This is a genomic window from Oceanobacillus sp. CFH 90083 (assembly GCF_009389585.1).
GTDB lineage: Bacteria > Bacillota > Bacilli > Bacillales > Amphibacillaceae > Oceanobacillus.
The window spans coordinates 24,749-43,883 of record NZ_VIYG01000019.1; the positions used below are offsets into that span (position 1 = coordinate 24,749).

18 protein-coding genes and 1 riboswitch are annotated in these 19,135 nt (G+C 39.0%); of the genes, 1 reads left to right on the forward strand and 17 read right to left on the reverse strand.

From position 1 onward, the window contains the following. Nucleotides 1–59 precede the first annotated feature (59 nt). The 7 genes from FLK20_RS19370 to FLK20_RS19395 all read right to left on the reverse strand — a co-directional run bounded on the left by FLK20_RS19370 (nucleotide 60) and on the right by FLK20_RS19395 (nucleotide 5,127). Nucleotides 60–701, reverse strand: a complete 642-nt coding sequence (locus FLK20_RS19370) for a PspA/IM30 family protein (RefSeq protein ID WP_152658239.1) — start codon at nucleotides 699–701, stop codon at nucleotides 60–62. 21 nt (nucleotides 702–722) lie between these two features. Beyond that, a complete protein-coding gene (locus FLK20_RS19375) occupies nucleotides 723–1,076 on the reverse strand; it encodes a lmo0954 family membrane protein (protein WP_152658240.1) in 354 nt (117 codons plus the stop codon). A gap of 302 nt (nucleotides 1,077–1,378) precedes the next feature. Then, nucleotides 1,379–1,822, reverse strand: coding sequence for a GNAT family N-acetyltransferase (locus FLK20_RS19380; protein ID WP_152658241.1), 444 nt, complete (start codon nucleotides 1,820–1,822; stop codon nucleotides 1,379–1,381). 81 nt (nucleotides 1,823–1,903) lie between these two features. Then, nucleotides 1,904–2,059 carry a hypothetical protein gene (locus FLK20_RS21750; protein ID WP_194165694.1) on the reverse strand — a complete coding sequence of 52 codons (156 nt, stop codon included), beginning with the start codon at nucleotides 2,057–2,059 and terminating at the stop codon, nucleotides 1,904–1,906. A gap of 129 nt (nucleotides 2,060–2,188) precedes the next feature. Further along, entirely contained in the window at nucleotides 2,189–3,316 is a 1,128-nt protein-coding gene (locus FLK20_RS19385; protein ID WP_194165695.1) for a serine hydrolase, read from the reverse strand. Nucleotides 3,317–3,335: 19 nt separating this feature from the next. Then, on the reverse strand, nucleotides 3,336–4,202 hold the full coding sequence (locus FLK20_RS19390; RefSeq protein WP_194165696.1) for an ABC transporter permease: 867 nt from the start codon (nucleotides 4,200–4,202) through the stop codon (nucleotides 3,336–3,338). After that, nucleotides 4,195–5,127 (reverse strand): ABC transporter ATP-binding protein, encoded by a 933-nt coding sequence (locus FLK20_RS19395; RefSeq protein ID WP_152658244.1) that lies wholly within the window; start codon nucleotides 5,125–5,127, stop codon nucleotides 4,195–4,197. The genes FLK20_RS19390 and FLK20_RS19395 overlap by 8 nt, the downstream gene beginning before the upstream one ends. A gap of 249 nt (nucleotides 5,128–5,376) precedes the next feature. Here FLK20_RS19395 and FLK20_RS19400 point away from each other — a divergent pair, with 249 nt between their 5' ends. Beyond that, a complete protein-coding gene (locus tag FLK20_RS19400; RefSeq protein WP_152658245.1) occupies nucleotides 5,377–5,634 on the forward strand; it encodes a hypothetical protein in 258 nt (85 codons plus the stop codon). Nucleotides 5,635–5,759: 125 nt separating this feature from the next. On the opposite strand, the gene FLK20_RS19405 is transcribed toward FLK20_RS19400, so the two are convergent. The 10 genes from FLK20_RS19405 to FLK20_RS19450 all read right to left on the reverse strand — a co-directional run bounded on the left by FLK20_RS19405 (nucleotide 5,760) and on the right by FLK20_RS19450 (nucleotide 19,117). After that, nucleotides 5,760–6,266 carry a DUF3189 family protein gene (locus FLK20_RS19405; RefSeq protein ID WP_152658246.1) on the reverse strand — a complete coding sequence of 169 codons (507 nt, stop codon included), beginning with the start codon at nucleotides 6,264–6,266 and terminating at the stop codon, nucleotides 5,760–5,762. 177 nt (nucleotides 6,267–6,443) lie between these two features. Further along, nucleotides 6,444–6,854, reverse strand: a complete 411-nt coding sequence (locus FLK20_RS19410) for a VOC family protein (protein ID WP_152658247.1) — start codon at nucleotides 6,852–6,854, stop codon at nucleotides 6,444–6,446. Nucleotides 6,855–6,949: 95 nt separating this feature from the next. Then, entirely contained in the window at nucleotides 6,950–8,113 is a 1,164-nt protein-coding gene (locus tag FLK20_RS19415; protein WP_152658248.1) for a CAP domain-containing protein, read from the reverse strand. Nucleotides 8,114–8,319: 206 nt separating this feature from the next. Continuing rightward, a complete protein-coding gene (locus FLK20_RS19420; protein WP_152658249.1) occupies nucleotides 8,320–9,546 on the reverse strand; it encodes a DUF819 family protein in 1,227 nt (408 codons plus the stop codon). A gap of 187 nt (nucleotides 9,547–9,733) precedes the next feature. Further along, nucleotides 9,734–10,615: a 4-hydroxy-tetrahydrodipicolinate synthase gene (gene dapA, locus FLK20_RS19425; protein ID WP_152658250.1), complete on the reverse strand. Its 882-nt coding sequence runs from the start codon at nucleotides 10,613–10,615 to the stop codon at nucleotides 9,734–9,736. A 239-nt stretch (nucleotides 10,616–10,854) separates the two neighbouring features. Beyond that, nucleotides 10,855–11,035: riboswitch (Lysine riboswitch) on the reverse strand. A 168-nt stretch (nucleotides 11,036–11,203) separates the two neighbouring features. Next, nucleotides 11,204–12,127 carry a cysteine synthase A gene (cysK, locus tag FLK20_RS19430; RefSeq protein ID WP_152658251.1) on the reverse strand — a complete coding sequence of 308 codons (924 nt, stop codon included), beginning with the start codon at nucleotides 12,125–12,127 and terminating at the stop codon, nucleotides 11,204–11,206. 15 nt (nucleotides 12,128–12,142) lie between these two features. Beyond that, complete coding sequence (locus tag FLK20_RS19435) at nucleotides 12,143–12,556, reverse strand: PH domain-containing protein (protein ID WP_152658252.1); 414 nt, start codon at nucleotides 12,554–12,556, stop codon at nucleotides 12,143–12,145. Between the two features lie 283 nt (nucleotides 12,557–12,839). Next, nucleotides 12,840–13,736, reverse strand: a complete 897-nt coding sequence (locus FLK20_RS19440) for a 5'-3' exonuclease (RefSeq protein ID WP_152658253.1) — start codon at nucleotides 13,734–13,736, stop codon at nucleotides 12,840–12,842. Continuing rightward, entirely contained in the window at nucleotides 13,733–17,362 is a 3,630-nt protein-coding gene (locus FLK20_RS19445) for a dynamin family protein (RefSeq protein WP_227995167.1), read from the reverse strand. Before FLK20_RS19445 ends, FLK20_RS19440 begins: the two co-directional genes overlap by 4 nt. 225 nt (nucleotides 17,363–17,587) lie before the next feature. After that, a complete protein-coding gene (locus FLK20_RS19450) occupies nucleotides 17,588–19,117 on the reverse strand; it encodes an acyl-CoA carboxylase subunit beta (RefSeq protein WP_152658254.1) in 1,530 nt (509 codons plus the stop codon). Nucleotides 19,118–19,135: the final 18 nt, after the last annotated feature.

The following is a 19,135-nucleotide window of genomic DNA, read 5'->3' on the forward strand; positions in this document are numbered from 1 at the left end:
CGAGGACACCCTGCGCCTGTATAAGTATACCATGATTTTTCATTTTCTATCTAGAGATTCTAATTTGCTTCTTTCCCTTTTTCATCTAATTGCTTTTCGATTGCAGCAATTTTACTGTCAAATGTACTTTGATAGTAAGAGCTGTTTACTCTGTACTCCAGGTTTTCAATATACTGCTCCATCTCTTCAAACTTGGAGAAAGGCTTTTCCGGCGATTCATCCACCACACGGTTAATTTGGTGATTTGCTTTGGCAATATTTTCACGCCCCATTAATTCCATCCGGCGCAAGTGCATATCCTTCAGGCGATGCTTCATTTCTTCGCATTTCTGCTCCAGATTTTCAAGCTGGCTAATCGCTTCTTCTCTGGATGCTTTCATGCGATTGGCACGATTTTGATACTCTTCATGCTCTTTTAAAGCAAATGCATGCATTTCCTCTTCCTGCGCACGCTCTGCGATTTTCGCTTGTTTCAGGCGTTTATCTGCCAGGTCTTGTGCTTTCATATACTCCCGCGTAAATTCTTCCTTTAATTTATACTGACGGTCAATCAGCTTTCTCACTTTTTCCTTTTCCTGTTCACTTTGGCGTAAATAATGATTTAATGCTGCAATCGGGTTTTTTTGTTCTTTTTTATCCATCATCGTGTGTAAATCTGCTGAAATCGAATCCTTTATTCGAGTGAAAATATTTGTTGTCATAACTAATCTCTCCTTTAAATTTTATTTGTTTAACTCTGCCCACTGTTTTTCAAAGTTCGTAAAGGGATCATCATCGTCCCTTATTTCATGAACAACTGAGCTTTCCGATGTGTTCCAGTTTTTATAGATTAGGTAAAGCGCATATGCTGCTGCAACACCTAAAACGGCATAGATGTTAGAGAATGAAATGCTCAATACAATTAAACCGACAATCACCCATCCTATTTTTGCAGCGGTTGAATCTGTACTGATAAATTTTTTAAAGCATATATAGAGTAACCATACACTTAAAGCCAACAATACCATCGGACCAAGGTTTGCCAGCAGTATCAGCAATGCCGCAAGTCCTCCGATAAATAACATGAATTTTTTCATTCCGTTTTCCTCCTTTCGTTATTGTATCTTTATCTTACCGGGTATCTCGTTTTCTCGTAATGAGCCTGAGAAATATCTTTGTCTAAGCCTTAGGGTCTATGTAGATCTATACCTCTGCAGTAGTGCTTTTACAGTCCATCAAGAAGCAGCTACTAAAACAAAAATGGAAGGCTGCCTCCATCTTGAGATAGTCTTCCATGTCTATTCTGTATAGTTCTTTTTAAATGTAAGCTGCTTCCATTTTTTATTGCTTAATTCATAAAATCTTGACTAGTAAGTTTACATAATAATATTATGGTTATCTAAAGACGTTTCTCCATAATAATTTCTCCTTCTGGATCAAGCTCCTCAGTCCGGATAAAACCATGCTTTTTATATAACCGTTCTGCTTGACTGTTTCCCGGGACAAAGCTTAAACGTATAATTTGAACATCATAATGTTCTTTTATGTATTTTTCAATCAATGGAATAAACTGATTTGCATAGCCTTGTCCCTGGAAATGACGATCAATCATAAACCGATCAAACCAGATGCTTCTTTTTTTATCAAAATAAAATCCAACCATGGCATAGCCAACTGGCTGCTGGTTGTCATACAATCCCAGAGATGTTGTCAGGCGCTCAATAAAACTCTCTGCCAAGCAAAAAGAAACACTTTCCATAAAGTCTTTTTGATTTTCAGCTACTTCTAATGCAGCAATTTCCCTCCAATTTTCCTTGTTCACTTCTTCTATATAAATAGACACTGATTTTCACCGCTTTCTCTTAAATTATTCTTTTTATATTATAGGATCAATGTGTTTTTTAAAGATAATTAAATTAGAAACCTACAAATAAGGTTGAATGCTTTTCTCCCAGCCAATGATAGAAAAGATAAGCATTATTCGTAAAAACAGCCCGACACGTAAAATTTTCAGGATAGAGAACCAAGCAGTTAGTATTTTCAAAGAGGTTTTGTCTTCCTTATTTTTATCATCTTCCATTATCTTTCCCCTTATCAATGAATCACCTCTGCACTTTTCTGATAAAACGTCTACATACCCATTTACAAATCAAAGCTCCCCCTTGATACGATGCAAATCGCAACACTAGGAAGGAGCATATAATTATAGTTATTCAGCTAACATTTCTCTAACTTCCTCACGAAATACTTCCTCATTTACTAATTTATCCCTCAAAGCCTGCATCTGCATGGCTGCAACCTCCAACTCTGAAAGATTAAGATCATTCGTAAACAAAATCATCTCAAAACGATTTCCATTCTCATCCTCTGCATATACAGCCTGATTTAAAACAAAAGCAGTGCTTCCGCCTTTTTGCCCTGCACGTACAATCGATTCATCTTCAAGCTCTACGCTGAAAATAGCATCCAACTCCTGATAAAATGCTTCTGAATAACGTTCTTTTTTATTCAGTATACGCATTATTTTATGATAATCTTCAGCAGCAGCGTGCGTCAGCCGGTCTGACCAGACCTTTTGAATCGACATATCAAGCAAGGCAGTGGCTGCTTCTTTTTCTGCTTCACTTAAGGCTTCTGTCTGCCATTCCTCAAAAAGATCGACAGCTATTTGCCGGTAAGCATCATCATCCAAATCCCGTAACGCATCCTCTAATTCATCGGCTTCTATATCCTTATCTTCCATCACTTTTTGAGGAATAACAATGCTTGCTGTTAACGGATAAACCGGCTCATGATTGTTCAAATCCAGTTCTTCTATCCGATTATTTATTTCTTCCAAGCCCAGTCTTTCTATTAAATAATCCGTATTTGCATTGGAACTGAATTGCATCATACCTTGTGCAATTTGTTCCAGAGAGACCTGCTCCCCGTCTTTCAATGTACTCTTCCAGGCTTCATGTGCTCCACCATCTGTATTCGGAAAATAATACTTATCCACTTCCTCCATAGCTACCATTTCAGAGGGGTCGATGTCCCCTTCTTCCGCTTGACCGGCGAATTCAATTGCAATAATTATTTTAACAACACTGGCAAGCGGCATCGTTAAATCGGTATTGATTTCTGCTATTGGCTCGTCATTCCAGGTGGCTAAAAAAGCAACCCGGTCTGAGTCCCGGTTTTCTTTTATAAATTCCATGAAAAGCCCCGTTGCCGGATCCAGATTTTCTTTATTTTCTTCTACTGCTGCCTCTTCCTGCTCTTCCTCATGCTCATCGGAACAAGCTCCCAACAGGAGAAGAAAACAGACGAGCAAAAAGGCACAATACGATTTCTTCACAATACCCTGCCCTTTCAGGTTAATTTCCAGCAACATCTCTTTTTTTAAAGGTCAGCCATCCTACTGCCATAAATACAACGTAATAAACGATAAGAACAGCAATAGAAAAGCCAAAGGACGTTCCTTCAATTAAAGGAGACCCTTCAAAAATACTTTGCAGATCAAGATGTGCGGTTAACAGATATTTTCCTACTTCATATTGGCTTACCAGCATTGTAATAACTGGTGCAGCAAGGAACACCACAATACTCGCAGCAATTGCCATAGCACTTCCTTTGAATAAAATTGCAATCATAAAGGATAACGTTGCTAATAGAATTAATGGGACCAGGTAAAAGAGGATGTCTTTACCGATAGAGGCAAGGATAGAAACTTCTGTATAACCTGATCCCATATTATCAACAATGGTTGGGTTCCACGTATCGACGCCGAAAAAGATAAGTCCAATAATCATGGATAGAATAATAGTATAAAGAATCAGCACCGCTGCAAAAAGGAAAACTGCAATATATTTGGATGTCAACACAGTTCCTCTTCCTGCCGGGCGAATCAGCAATAATTTAATCGTCCCCCACTTATATTCGTTTGAAATAATTTTAGCTGCCACAACAATAATCAAAATAGTAATAAAACTGATATTGGAGATATTATCTGATAGAAAAGCCCACATATCATAAGTGGGAATCTCCAATCCCAACGATTGATAAGCTTGTGCGAGTTCCCCTTGGAAGACCTCATCAAAGAGCATATTTTGATTAGCTACAAAGTTTGTAATCATCGCCCCGCCAATAAGGAGAATCGCCAGGATAATATACATTGCCCAAGTAGATTTATAATGATGCAGTTTGATAAATTCGTTTTTGATAAGCTGGCTTAGATTACTCAATGACATTCTCTCCAATCAAATCGAAAAATTTGTCTTCTAATGTGCCTTTGGCAGCCTGGACCTCATAGACATTGATATTATGGTTTAATAATTCTTTGAGAATTACTGGTATTTGTTCACGCTTAACAGCAATTTTTAAGGTTGTTTCGTCAGCTATTTCTACAAATAAAGAACCATCCACACTATCTAAACGTTCTTTTGCAGCTTGCGCATTGCTTACAGAGATAAGATACTCTGAAATATCGCTGTCCTCAAGCTTCCTGTTCTTTTCTACGTCCTCTACGGCAATTAAAGCCCCATTTTTAATAACTCCGATGCGATCACACATTAATTCAATCTCAGATAATAAGTGACTGGAAACAATCACACTGACCTTTTCCTGCTCTGCCAATGCGCGGATATATTGACGAATCTCCTTCATTCCGGATGGGTCCAGTCCATTCGTAGGTTCATCTAAAATAAGAATCGACGGTTTATGTAACAGAGCCTGTGCAATCCCCAGCCGCTGCCGCATTCCGAGAGAATATCCGCCGGCTCGATCATTGATTACTTTTTCCAACCCAACTAATCGGACCACTTCATCTATCCGGTCTTTTGATGTGCCTGGAACCATCCGGGCAAAGTGTTCTAAATTTTTTCTTCCCGTTAAAAAAGGGTACATTTCCGGATTCTCAACAATCGCCCCGACCTCTCTGATGGCTTCACTATAATCTGTTTGAATGCTTTTGCCGACAATGCGGATATCCCCTTCTGTAATTTTCATCAAACCGACCATCATCCGGATTGTTGTCGTTTTACCAGCACCATTTGGTCCGACAAAACCAAATACTTCCCCCTGCTTTATTTGAAAGCTGACATCTTTAATGATTTCTTTATTCCTGATGCGTTTGCTGACATTTTTTAATTCCATTGCAATCTCAGTCATTATAGTCCTCCTCAACCAGGTTTTTACTTCTTTAAATAGTTATACGAAACATGAGCCTAAAGGTTTCAAACTCATCTAGATTATTTAGATATTCCCCCAATAATGAACTTACAGGGAAAAACAAATAATTGTACATAGTAAATATATGTACAAGCAGTCTTTCAAAAATGTGTTTCCTACTATTAAGTTTGTCTATTCTCTTTTTTTATACTTGCGTATATTGATTGAGAAAGGAGGGAAAAGCTATGTGTGTCTTTCATTCAGATAGAAAAAAGCACGAAGATCACTGTCGCTGTGAATGCCACCGACGTAGAGAACACCACCATCACTGTGATTTTTGTGATTGTCATCGACACAGGGAGCACGACCATCACAAAAGATGTCATCACAAAAGACATCACCACGAATGTCACCGGGAAAAACATCATCATTGTGAGGAACGACGGAGACATTCCGATCGATGTAAAAAGAAATTCTGTCACTGCTGTAACAGATTTTATTAATTAAGAAAGCAGCTATATAACACTACCCCAGCTATTCGATTCAGACTCTGACTAGCTGGGGCAGATTTTTTTCCGCTAATCATGTAAAAAGCATACATACAATTCTACTTCTAAAAAAGAAAAACAATACTACTTGAACTTTGTATTTTCCAATACAATAACCCGTGAGGACATAGCATGACCCGCTTTTTTTGTGCTTTCGACCAGCCGGATGATTTTTTCACAGCATTGTTTTGCACCCATAATCAGTAGAGGCTCGCCCAAAGCATTGATATTCAGCCCTCTTGATAAAAAGCCTCCTATAGACATTACAAAAGGAACAGTAGGAGAAGTGTTGGAAATAATAATCTTCTCATCTGTCTGACCCCTGTCCTGTAATATAGCTGCCAACTCCTGCATAGCGGGTACAACATATTTATTATTTCTGCGTCCTATAGTATAAACAGCGTGACCATCCTCATCAACTCCATGAAAAATCAGCTTACCGAGGTCATGCTTAGTCAATTTATTAAAATATCTGACATGCATTATTTCTTCCTTTGTCAGCATTCGATTCACAGGTAACTTCTTTAAATGATACGCTGCTGCAAGTGAAGTCGTGTGTGTGCCGCCATAATCGTTATAAATAAAAATCAATGTCCTTATCTCCTTTCCGAAAAGCACTGTTTCTGGAATCTGCTCATCAAGCATCTATTTCGTAATAACTTTATTATTATCCAAAATGAAAAAGCAATACATTTTAAGGGCGCACGAAAAAGAGGGTGAATCCCATGCAGATACATCGGTTCACCCTCAAAAACGGTATTCAATTGCTCAGGACTTTGTATAATTCAAATCCCAAATAACGCCAAACTTATCCTTTACTTTCGCATATTTGGCTCCCCAAAAGGTATCCTGAAGTTTCATTAAGATATCACTTTCCTGCTCTAAGGCATGATATATCTTCTGAATACTTTCTTCACTTTCCAATTCAAGCACCAATGAAATATGATTCCCTGCTTCAACAGGCTGACTTGGAAAAGTGTCTGAAACCATAAAGAATAATGCATCTTTTTTAAATTGCGCATGGATAATTCTGTTTTCTGCTGCAGGAGGAGTCGGATAATCTGCTTCCCCAAAGGTTTGCATGGATACAATTTCTCCATCAAAAACCTGCTTATAATAATTTAATGCTTCTTGTGCATTCCCGTTAAATGTAAGATAGGGTGTTGCTTGATTTTTCATACAAAACACTCCTCTAATTCGACAGATTTTTGAATACATACCAGTATTCAAATTTGTTCGAGCAACTTCTTTCATTGCATCATTCGATGCTGCATTTAATACAATCGATTACTGAAAAAATTCTCTGTATAAAACGGCTGGTCACTTTCATTGAAATCAACCCCTACCCCCAGATGGGTAAAGTCTTCATGCAGGATGTTCTCCCGGTGCCCGAGCGAATTCAATAAACCCTGATGCGCAAAAATACTGCTGAACTGCCCATATGCGAGATTCTCTCCTGCACTGGTAAAAGCAATATCATCTGCTTCCATTCGTTCAAAAGGAGACTGATTTTGCAGATTCGTATGACTGAAGAACTGATTAACGGCCATATCCGTACTATGCTTTCTCGCTGTTTCCCTTACCGCTTCATCCCATTCTAAAATAGATAGCTCCTGCTTGACACGGGTCGCATTGGTTAGGTCAAATAACTGATATTCCAAACCTTCCTTCAATGCCTCGCTGCCGGGAGTATAAAGCGTACTTTTTGCCGATTCCAGGTCTTCATCTATTAACTGAACAGCCGTTACTTCATCTGCTTCATGCAGATCATAAAACATCGTTACATAAGTGCCGTCCATATGATAAACATCATATTCTCCTTCACTTTCAATTTTATAATTAAACCAGCCGTTACGAATCATTTCTTCCGGCTCCCCTAATGTCTCATTTACAAACGTTTTGGGATCACCCAGAGCAATATCATGCTGAGAGGATAGTAAATCCTGATTAGTAAAGAGTCCGCGGACCATCTCCTGTTCATCATAGGCAACCATCATAAAGTTTTGATAATTTTCATGATAGGTGAACCATTCAACCCCATACTCATTTTCACTTTGCCGTTCAGCTTCCCCATACACCTCTTCAACCTGATTTCTTGTGTCTCCAATTTCTACATTGCCGATGGAAAAAGATTGCTCCTCGGGAGTGGTGAGTTCAGGTGTTTCCACTTGTTCATATTCTCTTTCTGTTTCTGAACCTGTCATAGAATTAAAAAAAGAAGTTGTCTGGTCTGATACTTGCCGGAAGTAAAAATCATTATCTATCACATCATTAATAAAATCGCCTGCTGAGGAAAATGTATCACTTACAGCATCAGGAATTATATCACGGACTGGCTCTTCCCATAATGGTTTTGTCCAAATGGCTAACAGTATAATTAACAGCAAAAATAATAATCGCTTGAAAATAGCTATCCCAACCTTTTTAAGCTCTGTCATGCGGCATCAGAATTACAGATGATATTCTATTATTTACGAAAACCACTCTTGTTAATCCTTTTTAAATGCTAAAAATCCGCTATTTATATAAATTATACTATCTCCAAATTGGTTTCAACAAATCTAAGCATTTTTTCTTCAGGTCTGACAGTTAAAACAAAAAAATCTGCTTCTCTCATAAATGCAGAAGCAGATTTTTACTATGCTTACATCATCGATCCAAACCAGACAGCAAGAAAGGTTCCAATATAGTTTCCAATAATATAGCCCAGCGTCCCGACGATTAGTATTGGACCAACCAATTGTCTCCATCCTTTTGCAATTGCAAATGCCGCAGCTGTCGTCGGCCCGCCGATATTCGCATTACTTGCCAGGAGAATTTCTTCTAAGCTCATCCGGAACAGCTTTCCAAATAAAAGCGATAGAATTAAATTAATTGCAACAATAATAAATGCAAAAACAAGCAATAATGGTGCAGTATGAATGATTAGTGGAATGGAAGCAGGTATCCCGATAACGACAAAAAATATGTGAATCAGATAAGTACCTATCTCCTGACTGCCGTTTAATTCAGAAAAGTAATTTGGAAAAATACTCAAAACAGCAAAAGTAAGCGTTGTTAATACAAGATAATGATCACCAATTATTCCGCTTAATAAGTTATTAAAAAAGGACGCATTCTCTCCGCTTGGAATAATCTCTGCAAAAAACTGCGCAATTTTCAGGGAAACAATAACTAAAAGAAAGGCTGTCCCAATAGAAAGTGCCATATCCCTTAAGGAAACTTCTTTTCGCTTCCAAAAGCTTTCCGCCAATGTTTTGTCATCATCAGCTGCCTGATTTTGTTCTACACCCTCTATATGCGGCGTCGGATAGCGTTTACGGATAAAATTAACGGCAGGTATCATCATCAAAATAATAAACAATAGTGCCATCATTAAATTATCGGCTACAACTGCTGCAGAAACAATCTCTCCAGGTGTTTCGAATTTAGCTGCCATCGCCGCAAAATTCACGCCTCCCCCAATATATGTAGCACTGAAAATACCGCTCAATTGATCTAATAGAGGTATGTGATTCCGTAACGTAAAGAATGCGACAATTGTTCCGGCAACTGTACCAACGGAGCTCAGCAGGAAAATAAGTAATAATCTGCTGCTCTCCTTCCAGATTTTTTTAATATTAACATGAAATAGCAGAAGCGGTATTGCCAGTGGAACAATAATAGACCAGACAGCATCATATACCGGCGATTCCAGTGGAATAACTCCTGTATTGGATAAAATCATCGCACCGACTAATGCGATAATTGCTCCAGTAACCTTGGAAGCCCAGCTATAGCGTTGTTCTAAAAAAATACTGACAGACGCCCAAATGATAATAATCCCCCACAGTGTAATCGTATCATCTGCTTGAATTAGTGTTTCTTTCATCAGCACCCATTCCTTTCTCTTTTTTTAGTATGGCGTATGGCAAGTTTTCTAATATCCTATTTTATCATTTAATTTTGATAAATTGATAGGTATTGTGATGTGTTTTTGAGATACAGTAGTACGGCATCCGAAAAATCCTCATCAAAAAAACCTCCCTAAATACTTTTAGAGAGGTTTTCAGCCTAAATTATTTTACTTGTTCTAATACATTTAATTTCTGGTTTAGAGATTGCAATTGCTCATCATTTAATGGAAGTAACGGCAAGCGGACACCGCCGACATTTACGCCATTTCGGTTTAAAGCCGCTTTTACAGGAGCGGGACTCGGTGCTGCGAACATTTCCTGCATAACCGGTAAAATACGCTGATGGATAGCAGCCGCTTTTTTCACAGCTCCCTGTTCAAATGCAGCAATCATCTCCTGCATCTCATTGCCAATAACATGAGCAGAAACAGATACGATGCCCGCTGCTCCAACAGCAAGAGATGGCAGGGTCAAGGCATCTTCCCCGCTGTATACAGAGAAGCTGTCATCTGTTTGTGCAACCATCTCTGTTACCTTGTCCATATCTCCACTTGCATCTTTAATTGCGACAATATTATCAACAGCTGACAAGCGGATCACTGTTTCAGCCGCTAAATCAACGGAAGTTCTGCCAGGTACGTTATAGAGCATCACCGGCAGCTGAACTGCGTTTGCGATTGTTTTAAAATGCTCATACAAACCGTCCTGAGAAGGTTTATTATAATAAGGTGTTACAAGCATCACAGCATCAACACCTGTTTTTTCAGCAGCTTGCGACAGCTCAACCGATCCTTTCGTCTGATTAGAGCCTGTGCCCGCTATAACAGAAGCTCTTCCATTGACTTTCTGTACTGTATGAGAAAATAGTGCCAGCTTTTCTTCATTGGATATAGTTGGTGATTCTCCTGTTGTTCCTGCTACCACCAGTCCATCTGAACCATTTTCAATTAAGTGTTCAATCAAATGATCTAATGCCTCATAATCAATTTCCTGCTGCTCGTTAAATGGCGTTACCATCGCCGTAACCACTTTTCCAAAATTCATAACAACACACCCTTTGTATAATATCAACATTCCTTGATGAAGAATAGACGATAGCACCTAAAGTAAAGTTCCTCAAACCATAGAGGGTGGAAAATAATAAAGATAAGCAGAAACAGTATTTTTTATCCCTGCTGTTTCCGGGTTCATTTTCTCTTATCATTATTCATTCCTTCCATGATTTCCACATAATAAAAAGCACCAACGGAGACCGCTGCTGCATAAACATACTTAATGTCCTCTCAGCTGATAGCCCTCCACATAGTTCCCTATATGACAGCACTGAATTTATTTAATCCCAGTACCAGTATAATAAGAATGAGGCTTATTATACTTCGGCAAATTCCCCTTTCTATATGCTTCATCGTCAGCCTGTTCTGTCTCTGCATATTTACTGATGGTCTTTGCACCTCTATCGTTCACCTATGAATAATGAATTTGTCTGTATTATAGCAGGAATAATAGAGAAAAACAAATGAAAAATAGAGATTTTTAATAATGGCGAAAGAAAGCCCATGCCAAAGCCATCATACATTTCTTTATTGCTAAACTATGCAAAATAACAAAATAGGTGATTCCCCTGCTCCTGTATTAATCCTCTTGCAGAAATTCCATCGATAAATATCTTTCTCCTGTGTCAGGGGCAATGCAAACAACTTTCTGCACTGGTTCCAATCGTTTGGCAACTTCTCTTGCTGCGTAGATAGCTGCGGCTCCAGATGGTCCGATAAATAAGCCTTCTTTTTGGGCAAGCTCTTTTAATAGTCCCAATGCCTGCTCATCATTAATTTGAATAATTTCATCATAAATAGATGTATTTAAAATGTCAGGTACAAAGCCCGGGCTTGTTCCGACTAATTTATGCGGACCTGGTTCTCCACCTGACAATACTGGAGAGCCTTCAGGTTCAACGACGGCAATATGTAAATCTGGAATAAATTCTCTTAAAGCTTCTCCTGTTCCTGTCACAGTCCCACCTGTACCTGCCGTACAAATAAAAGCATCTAAATGATCGTTCATATCCGCTAAAATTTCCAGCGCTGTCGTTTTACGGTGCGCATCCGGATTCGATATATTTTTGAACTGCTGAGGGATAAAACTGTTTGGTATTTCCGCTTGTAACTCCAGTGCTTTTTTAATCGCACCCGGCATTTTTTCACTGCTGGGAGTTAGAACTACTTTGGCACCATATGCTTTCAAAAGGTTTCTTCTCTCTTCGGTACTGTTATCCGGCATGACCAGAATAGCCTGATAGCCTTTTGCAGAAGCTGCCATCGCAAGCCCTATTCCTGTATTTCCACTTGTCGGCTCAATAATCGTATCTCCAGGCTTTATCTGTCCTTCTTGCTCAGCAATATGAACCATATGCGTTGCAGCACGGTCCTTCACACTTCCGCTCGGGTTAAACATTTCCAGCTTCACAAAAATTTTTGCTGCATTTTCAGGCTGCAGCTCGTTTAATGCCACCATAGGGGTGTCCCCTACTAATTCAGTAATATTATCTACTATCCTCATATTTTGCTCTCCTTTCTATTTCTTCAATAAACGTTTATCTACCGAAATACCTGGATTGATTTTCATCAATTCTTCTACCAAGGTAAACTTATCCTTGGGTGAAATAGCAATTAAGTCATATTTACCGCTTCGAATCTGTATCCGGTCTAAGGATAATGCCGGTGCAATAATCGGCATCTTGGCAAGGAGAATTAATTCCATATTTTTTATATAAATGGTTTGACGGATTGGTCCGTAATAAACAATGAAACGATCTTTATCAATCTTGTATCCGGTACGGAACCAAAACCATAGCAGCACACCACATAATAGCCCCATAATGAATAAATTAATAATCTGTCCCCGGATTAACGGGATAAGTATACCACTAAGCACAATAGTCCAGAGAATAATTGCCATCCATCTGTCCTTTTTGGATTCAAAATACATTCTATCCCCCCATTCATGCAAATAATATCTCTTCTTCCATTATAACGGTTGCATGTCTTCATACCAAATTTCAACATGGCTGCTGCTTTGAATTTCAAACAATAAGAAAAACTTATACCACTTCGCCAAATCGTTCTTTATAAAGAATTTTTTGTTTTCGAGTTCTCATTACCCCCCTGGAGCTTGTGTGCTGTATTCTTATTTCAAACCACAAAACAAAGGGGTATCCCCCATACCCCTAACAGGTATAAGAGATACCCCCTTGCATTATTCTGAAAATCAATTAAAATGACATCGATGGCTTATCTTTTAATGGCGCCAATAAACGATCCAGATGCTTCCATTCTAATTTATCTAATTCTGTTACCACTTTGTCCTCCTGAAAATCCCATTTAGAACCTTCTAAATCACAGCTGATTGGAACATCACATTTGATCTCTGCCAGCTTCCTGGATAAATAAAGCATTTCCATATCTGCCTGCAGTTTATTCTGCACGCCTTTTGGAAGCTTTTCGATATTCTCTACTAAATCATCAATGGTTCCAAATTCCTGTAATAATTTCAGGGCTGTTTTTTCGCCAATCCCTTTTACACCAGGATAATTATCCGAAGAATCGCCCATCAATCCTTTTAAATCTATGATTTGTGCCGGGGAAAGAGCTTTTTTCTCGAAAAAGTTATCCTTATCAAAAACCTCGTAATTCCCTTGCCCCTTCCGCATAATAATAACGCGGATATTTTCTTTTACTAATTGCAATAAGTCCTGATCACCGGAAAGAATATACACTTCATTTTCCGGATTATATATATTCGCAAGTGTTCCCATGCAATCATCCGCTTCAAAATTTTCTAGTCCTATGTTAGGAATATCAAATGACTGTACAATCTCTTTTACCAGATCAAACTGCGGAATCAGCTCCACTGGTGGTTCATCACGATTTGCTTTATAGCCGTCATACATCTCTGTCCGGAAGGTTTTGCTTCCCATATCCCAGCAGCAAACAACATGGGATGGTCCAAAAGTATGAATAGCATCTGTTAAATAACGTAAAAATTGATACACACCGTTCGTTGGAACTCCTTTAGAATTATACATAAAATTCCCCCGGAAGGATGTAGCAAAGAACCCCCGAAACAGAAGTGCCATACCATCTACCAATAAAACTTTATTTACTGTCATATTCCATCTCCGCCCTCTCTGTATCCATCCAGAATAGCATTCATTTTTTCTTTTCGCTCCATAAGATCATCTGTATCTACCTCAACAAATAAACGGTCAATAAATTGCTGATAAAGTACATCCGCTTCATGTACAAGTGTTGTTTTTTCCTGTGCTATTCCCTTATCCCACTGAACTTGATAAGACGACTGGATTAATCTCCCGCCTTGTTCTATAAAAGCTTGAATGTCTGATTCAATGATAGCATACAGCTGCTCTTTGATTTCTTCTTTTTGATTTTGTACGAAGAATGTTTTCGTATCTTTAAATTTACTAAATAATTTTTGCAGCTCTTGACGCTTATTTATCGATAGTTTCATAGAGATGTCCGGAGTAGAAAAGCCAATAATATCCCACTCAGATATCGAAAACACAGGGTCTTGCTTTTTTGCTCTTTCAATCATTTCCTGCTGATTGGCTAGTAACAAGCTCTTTAACAGCTGTTCAATCCGTAAAGAAATAGCTAATAATTCCTGGCGCAATTCCGTCTCCATATAGAGCACAAGCTGTTCAAATTGTTTTGAAAGCAGCTCTCTTCCCGCTTTACCTGATTCGGTAATCGTTGTCGGATTATAAATTTCTTTAAACAGGTCATGGAAACGGATGGCAAAACGTCCGTTTAGAAAATAAGTTTGTTTTTCTAATTTCTGATGCCAGCGATTTTCTGTCGAAGCAGCATCCATATTTTCTATATTTTGAATGATTTGCTGATAAGCATGCTGCAATGCTTCTTTCCGTTTTTCTTTTGCAGATTGATCCAGTTTTAATGATTGAATAAATTGTTCCAGCGCTTCTCCTGACCGCTCTATGTCGCTGATTGCTGCCCGTTTCGCAAGCGCTGTTAAGTCATGGTGAATAAAATCATAGAAACGTGTTTCAAAAGCCTGCATCTGTCCATTCATTGGCTTCTGCTCTATTTTTTCTGTCAAAGAAAGCTTACTCGAAACAGGATAAAGACGCGGAAAACGAATACCCAATTGCGTTAATTGGTCTTTGACGTACGTAGTCACCAGATCCAATTCTTCCCGATCGCTGGCAAGGTCTGCTGCATTAACAATGAAAAACATTTTATCTAATTCAAATACATCCTTGACACGTCCCAGCTGCATCAGGAAATCCTTATCTGCACGAGATAGAGCATGGTTATAGTAGGTAACGTATAAAATGGCATCAGCATGCTTGATATATTCAAAAGATACATTCGTATGTCTCGCATTGATCGAATCAGCACCCGGGGTATCAACCAGTGTAATTCCCTGCCTTGTTACTTCACAATCATAAAAAAGATCCATCGATGCAATATAACATGCTTTTTCTTCATCGGTCACATACGATTCAAAGTCATCAAAGGTTATTTTTTTATTCGAACCAATGACCGGTTCAACTGCTTCATAGCCTGTAAGCATGGCACTTAAATAAGCCTGATACATTTTCGGCAAACGTATATCTGTCAAAACCTGTTCTGTTTCCAGCCATGTAATTAATTCACTCAGGGTGCCGTTTGGCGGTTCACATTCTTTTGCCAGTGTTTGTATATCATCAATCAGCATTTCTTCGGATTTAAAAGTGACAATAACATCCCTGTGCCTGTTTTCGGTTGTAACGGGACGAATCCGATTGACTGCTGCTGTCGTCGGATTAGGAGATACCGGTAATACACGCTCACCAAGAATGGCGTTGGCAAAGGATGACTTTCCGGCACTGAATGCACCAAATAAAGCGATCGTATAAGAACGTTCTGTTAAAGATATCCTTCGTTTCTTTAAATCCTGCTGATAGCTCTCAAACCCCGGTAATTGAATCGCTTGTAACGCCTGATCAATATCGCGGACGATATACTGCTCTGTATTATCATGTATTGTCTTCTCTGCTTCTTCTGGAGTTTCTTCAGCTATTTCCTTCTGCTCTTTTCCAGCCATTTCTAAAACCTCTGTTCCTTGTTTCGGAATGACTTTACGGGCCTTCAGCTTCAGCTTCATCTCCGCTATCACTTCCGGGGATACTTCCGGATTTGTCTGCTGCTCATCCAAATAGTTAAAATAAGCAGCTTCTTCCCGATCCAGAGCGGCATTTGCCTGCTGCTCCACCTCTTTCCCCTGCAGGTTCTCCAATTGCTGTTTTAATTCTTCCAACGACTTCCTCTGTTTATTTTCAAGTTCTTTTTTCACTTCATTTGCCAGCTGCCTCATCTTTTTCTTGAAATGTGTTTTTAAACTGGCCGCAATTTCATTTGTATAATTTAAAACATAATCCCCGTTAACCATTGCACCTTTACGTAAATTGCTTTCCAGAAGCTCTTCACTTAAAGACCATTCCAGGAAAGAGACTCCCTTTTCCTGGTAAGAGGAATCCAATTGGTTTATTTCAATTTGCTCATACCACTTATCCCGAAGCTTCCATTTTAATGTCGTCTCAACACTCTTTTCTAAAGCATTCATAAATGCCTGTTTCCGTTCTGTTTTAGCTTCCTTTGTTTTCTTAGCACTTGTAAATAAACCGCCGACTTTAAATTCCGGCTGTACAGATTCCAAATAAGCCCTTGCCAGCTCTCTTAAATCAGCCGGCATGAGGTAAGCATTCTTTGCAGTCTGATCTACCTCTGTTAAAAAACCAGCTGTCATATTCTCAGGCTGTTGCTTAAGATGGTCAATTTCTTTTGTTAATGCTTCTATTTCGCCAGTAAGCGATGCTTCATCAACTTCTTCTATGGATGCTTTTTGATTCGACATTTCCCGGTGAACTTTTTCTTTATGATCACGCACAATTTGTCGAATGCTCGCATCCATCGTTGTGTACTGATCCTTCGACCTAAGCATATGAAATACCGTATCTCTCAGCTCTGCCCACGCATTATGCGGTGCGTCGGGATTTTTGAGGGATGTGTAGAAAATAGAAGAAGGGTGTAAATTCCATTGATCAAACGTTTGTTTAATTTTTTTATCAAATTCGACAAACGGCAGCTCTGCTTCATTATGCTTATCTATTTGATTGATGACAATCATAAATGGCAGCGCTTTTTCCTGCATTGCCTGTAAAAATAATAAATTTACCTCCGATTGCACATGATTATAATCTGTCACATAAATAAGATAATCCGATAAGTGAAGCGATGCTTCCGTCAGCATTCTGTCCACATCATCTGCAGCATCAATTCCCGGTGTATCCAAAATAGCAGTATGTGGTGGTAAAATCGCCTCAGCCGTGCTGATATGCATTTTTTGGATGTCATTTTTATTTTTGGAAAACTGCTTAATTTGCTCCAGATTATATGGTTCCTGGTATTCCACCACATTTCCATTATGAAAAAACACGTTGACAGTACCTTCTCCAGATGAGATTTTAACAATATTCGCACTGGTAGGAATTGGACTGTTGGCTAACATCTCCGTCCCTAATAACTGATTAATTAATGAAGACTTGCCGGCAGAAAAATGACCTGTTAACGTGATGATAAATTCTTGATTATCATATTTTTCTAAGATATCAAGCATCTTATCAGCATTCACCTGATCCCCTTTGTTTTTCATTTCTTGATAGAGAGCAGCAATTTGTTGTTCTGTTACCCCTTTTTCCATATACGTGATCACAAGCCTTTACCCCTTTTTCAACTTATTCATATCTGTACATAGCTTTTACTGTTTTTCCTGACATTGCATAACATCTTTATTATACGGAATAATTGCATTGATTTCTAGGAATTATTATTATAGTTTACATAATATATTTATGGTAAATAAAATTATTATACTGAAATAGAAAACAATCTTAAAACGCTTAGGCTGATGAATGCCTAAACGTTTTAATCATAACAATTATACAGGATACACCCCGTGCTTTCTCTCTGTAAATTGTTTTCTCTTATTCTGATACATAGAAAAACGGCTTGCCAGTACGTCCCTTAGCTGATCCGGCTGAATGATATCATCAATAATCATTTCTGAAGCGAGACGGTAAATATCAATGTTCTCTTTATAGACCGCCTGCTTTTCCTGAATATACGCTGCTCTCTCCTCTTCTGGGAGTTTAGCAATTTTATTCGCCTCCACTGCATTAACCGCCGCTTCCGGCCCCATGACAGCAATCTGTGCGTTTGGAAAGGCCAGGCAGCAATCCGGCTCGAAAGCAGGACCTGACATCGCATAAAGACCGGCTCCATAGGCTTTTCTTACAATAACGGAAATTTTAGGAACCGTCACTTCACTCATTGCAAACAGCATTTTCGCTCCATGGCGAATAATCCCTTGCTTCTCCACTCTTGTTCCGATCATAAATCCTGGTACATCTGTTAAAAACAGTAACGGTATTTCAAACGCATCGCATAATTGGATAAACTTTGCTGCTTTATCTGCTGAATCTGTAAAAAGGACGCCTCCTTTGACACGGGGCTGATTGGCGATAATCCCTACACTCCGTCCTTCAATACGAGCCAGCCCTGTGATTAATTCCGGAGCAAATCGTTTTTTTATCTCACAAAAACTGCCTTCATCAATAGTACGATCAATCAGTTCATACATATCAAAAGCAGCATTTTGATTTTCCGGAATAATTTCACTGATTGACTTATCAAATACTTTTGGTGCTACAGCTTCCACTTTTTTTGGCTTTTCTCGAAAATTAGCAGGAAAATACGTTAAATAATTTTGTGTAAATTGAATAGCTTCCTCTTCAGTATCTACTAACACATCGCCTACCCCTGAAGTTGTGCAATGCATCTTTGCTCCGCCCATCTCTTCTAAGGAAACCTTCTCACCAATGACCTTCTCAGCCATTCGCGGGGAGCCCAAATACATGGATGCATTTCCATCTACCATGATAACAATATCGCAAAACGCAGGAATATATGCCCCGCCTGCTGCCGATGGACCAAATAATAAGCAGACTTGCGGAACTCTTCCGGACAGCTTAATTTGATTGTAAAAAATACGCCCCGCACCTCTTCTTCCCGGAAACATATCTATTTGATCGGTAATTCGTGCACCTGCTGAATCTACGAGATAAATCATCGGCACTTCCAGTCGTTCTGCTGTCTCCTGAATACGTAAAATTTTCTCCACGGTCCGCTGCCCCCAGCTGCCTGCTTTGACGGTAGAATCATTGGCCATCGCACAGACTGTCTGGCCATTTATTTTTCCTGTCACCGTAACAACACCATCTGCCGGCAAATCTTCATTCATCGCATTCGCAAATAGGCCATCCTCAATTATCTCATGCGAATCAAACAGGAGATTGATTCTTTCTCTTGCAAACAGCTTCCCTTTTTCCGCGTTGCTATCGTGATATTTTTGCTTTCCTCCTTCTTTTATTTTTTCCATGCGCTGTTTTAGTTCTTCTTCTATCCGCATATCAGCATGCTCCTTTCT

What these genes read in the sequence shown, in the direction of transcription:
- FLK20_RS19370 (WP_152658239.1), bottom strand. Translation starts at nt 701, where the DNA reads ATGACAACAAATATTTTCACTCGAATAAAGGATTCGATTTCAGCAGAT.
- FLK20_RS19375 (WP_152658240.1), bottom strand. Translation starts at nt 1,076, where the DNA reads ATGAAAAAATTCATGTTATTTATCGGAGGACTTGCGGCATTGCTGATA.
- FLK20_RS21750 (WP_194165694.1), bottom strand. Translation starts at nt 2,059, where the DNA reads ATGGAAGATGATAAAAATAAGGAAGACAAAACCTCTTTGAAAATACTA.
- FLK20_RS19395 (WP_152658244.1), bottom strand. Translation starts at nt 5,127, where the DNA reads ATGACTGAGATTGCAATGGAATTAAAAAATGTCAGCAAACGCATCAGG.
- FLK20_RS19410 (WP_152658247.1), bottom strand. Translation starts at nt 6,854, where the DNA reads ATGAAAAATCAAGCAACACCCTATCTTACATTTAACGGGAATGCACAA.
- FLK20_RS19415 (WP_152658248.1), bottom strand. Translation starts at nt 8,113, where the DNA reads ATGACAGAGCTTAAAAAGGTTGGGATAGCTATTTTCAAGCGATTATTA.
- FLK20_RS19420 (WP_152658249.1), bottom strand. Translation starts at nt 9,546, where the DNA reads ATGAAAGAAACACTAATTCAAGCAGATGATACGATTACACTGTGGGGG.
- dapA (WP_152658250.1), bottom strand. Translation starts at nt 10,615, where the DNA reads ATGAATTTTGGAAAAGTGGTTACGGCGATGGTAACGCCATTTAACGAG.
- cysK (WP_152658251.1), bottom strand. Translation starts at nt 12,127, where the DNA reads ATGAGGATAGTAGATAATATTACTGAATTAGTAGGGGACACCCCTATG.
- FLK20_RS19435 (WP_152658252.1), bottom strand. Translation starts at nt 12,556, where the DNA reads ATGTATTTTGAATCCAAAAAGGACAGATGGATGGCAATTATTCTCTGG.
- FLK20_RS19440 (WP_152658253.1), bottom strand. Translation starts at nt 13,736, where the DNA reads ATGACAGTAAATAAAGTTTTATTGGTAGATGGTATGGCACTTCTGTTT.
- FLK20_RS19450 (WP_152658254.1), bottom strand. Translation starts at nt 19,117, where the DNA reads ATGCGGATAGAAGAAGAACTAAAACAGCGCATGGAAAAAATAAAAGAA.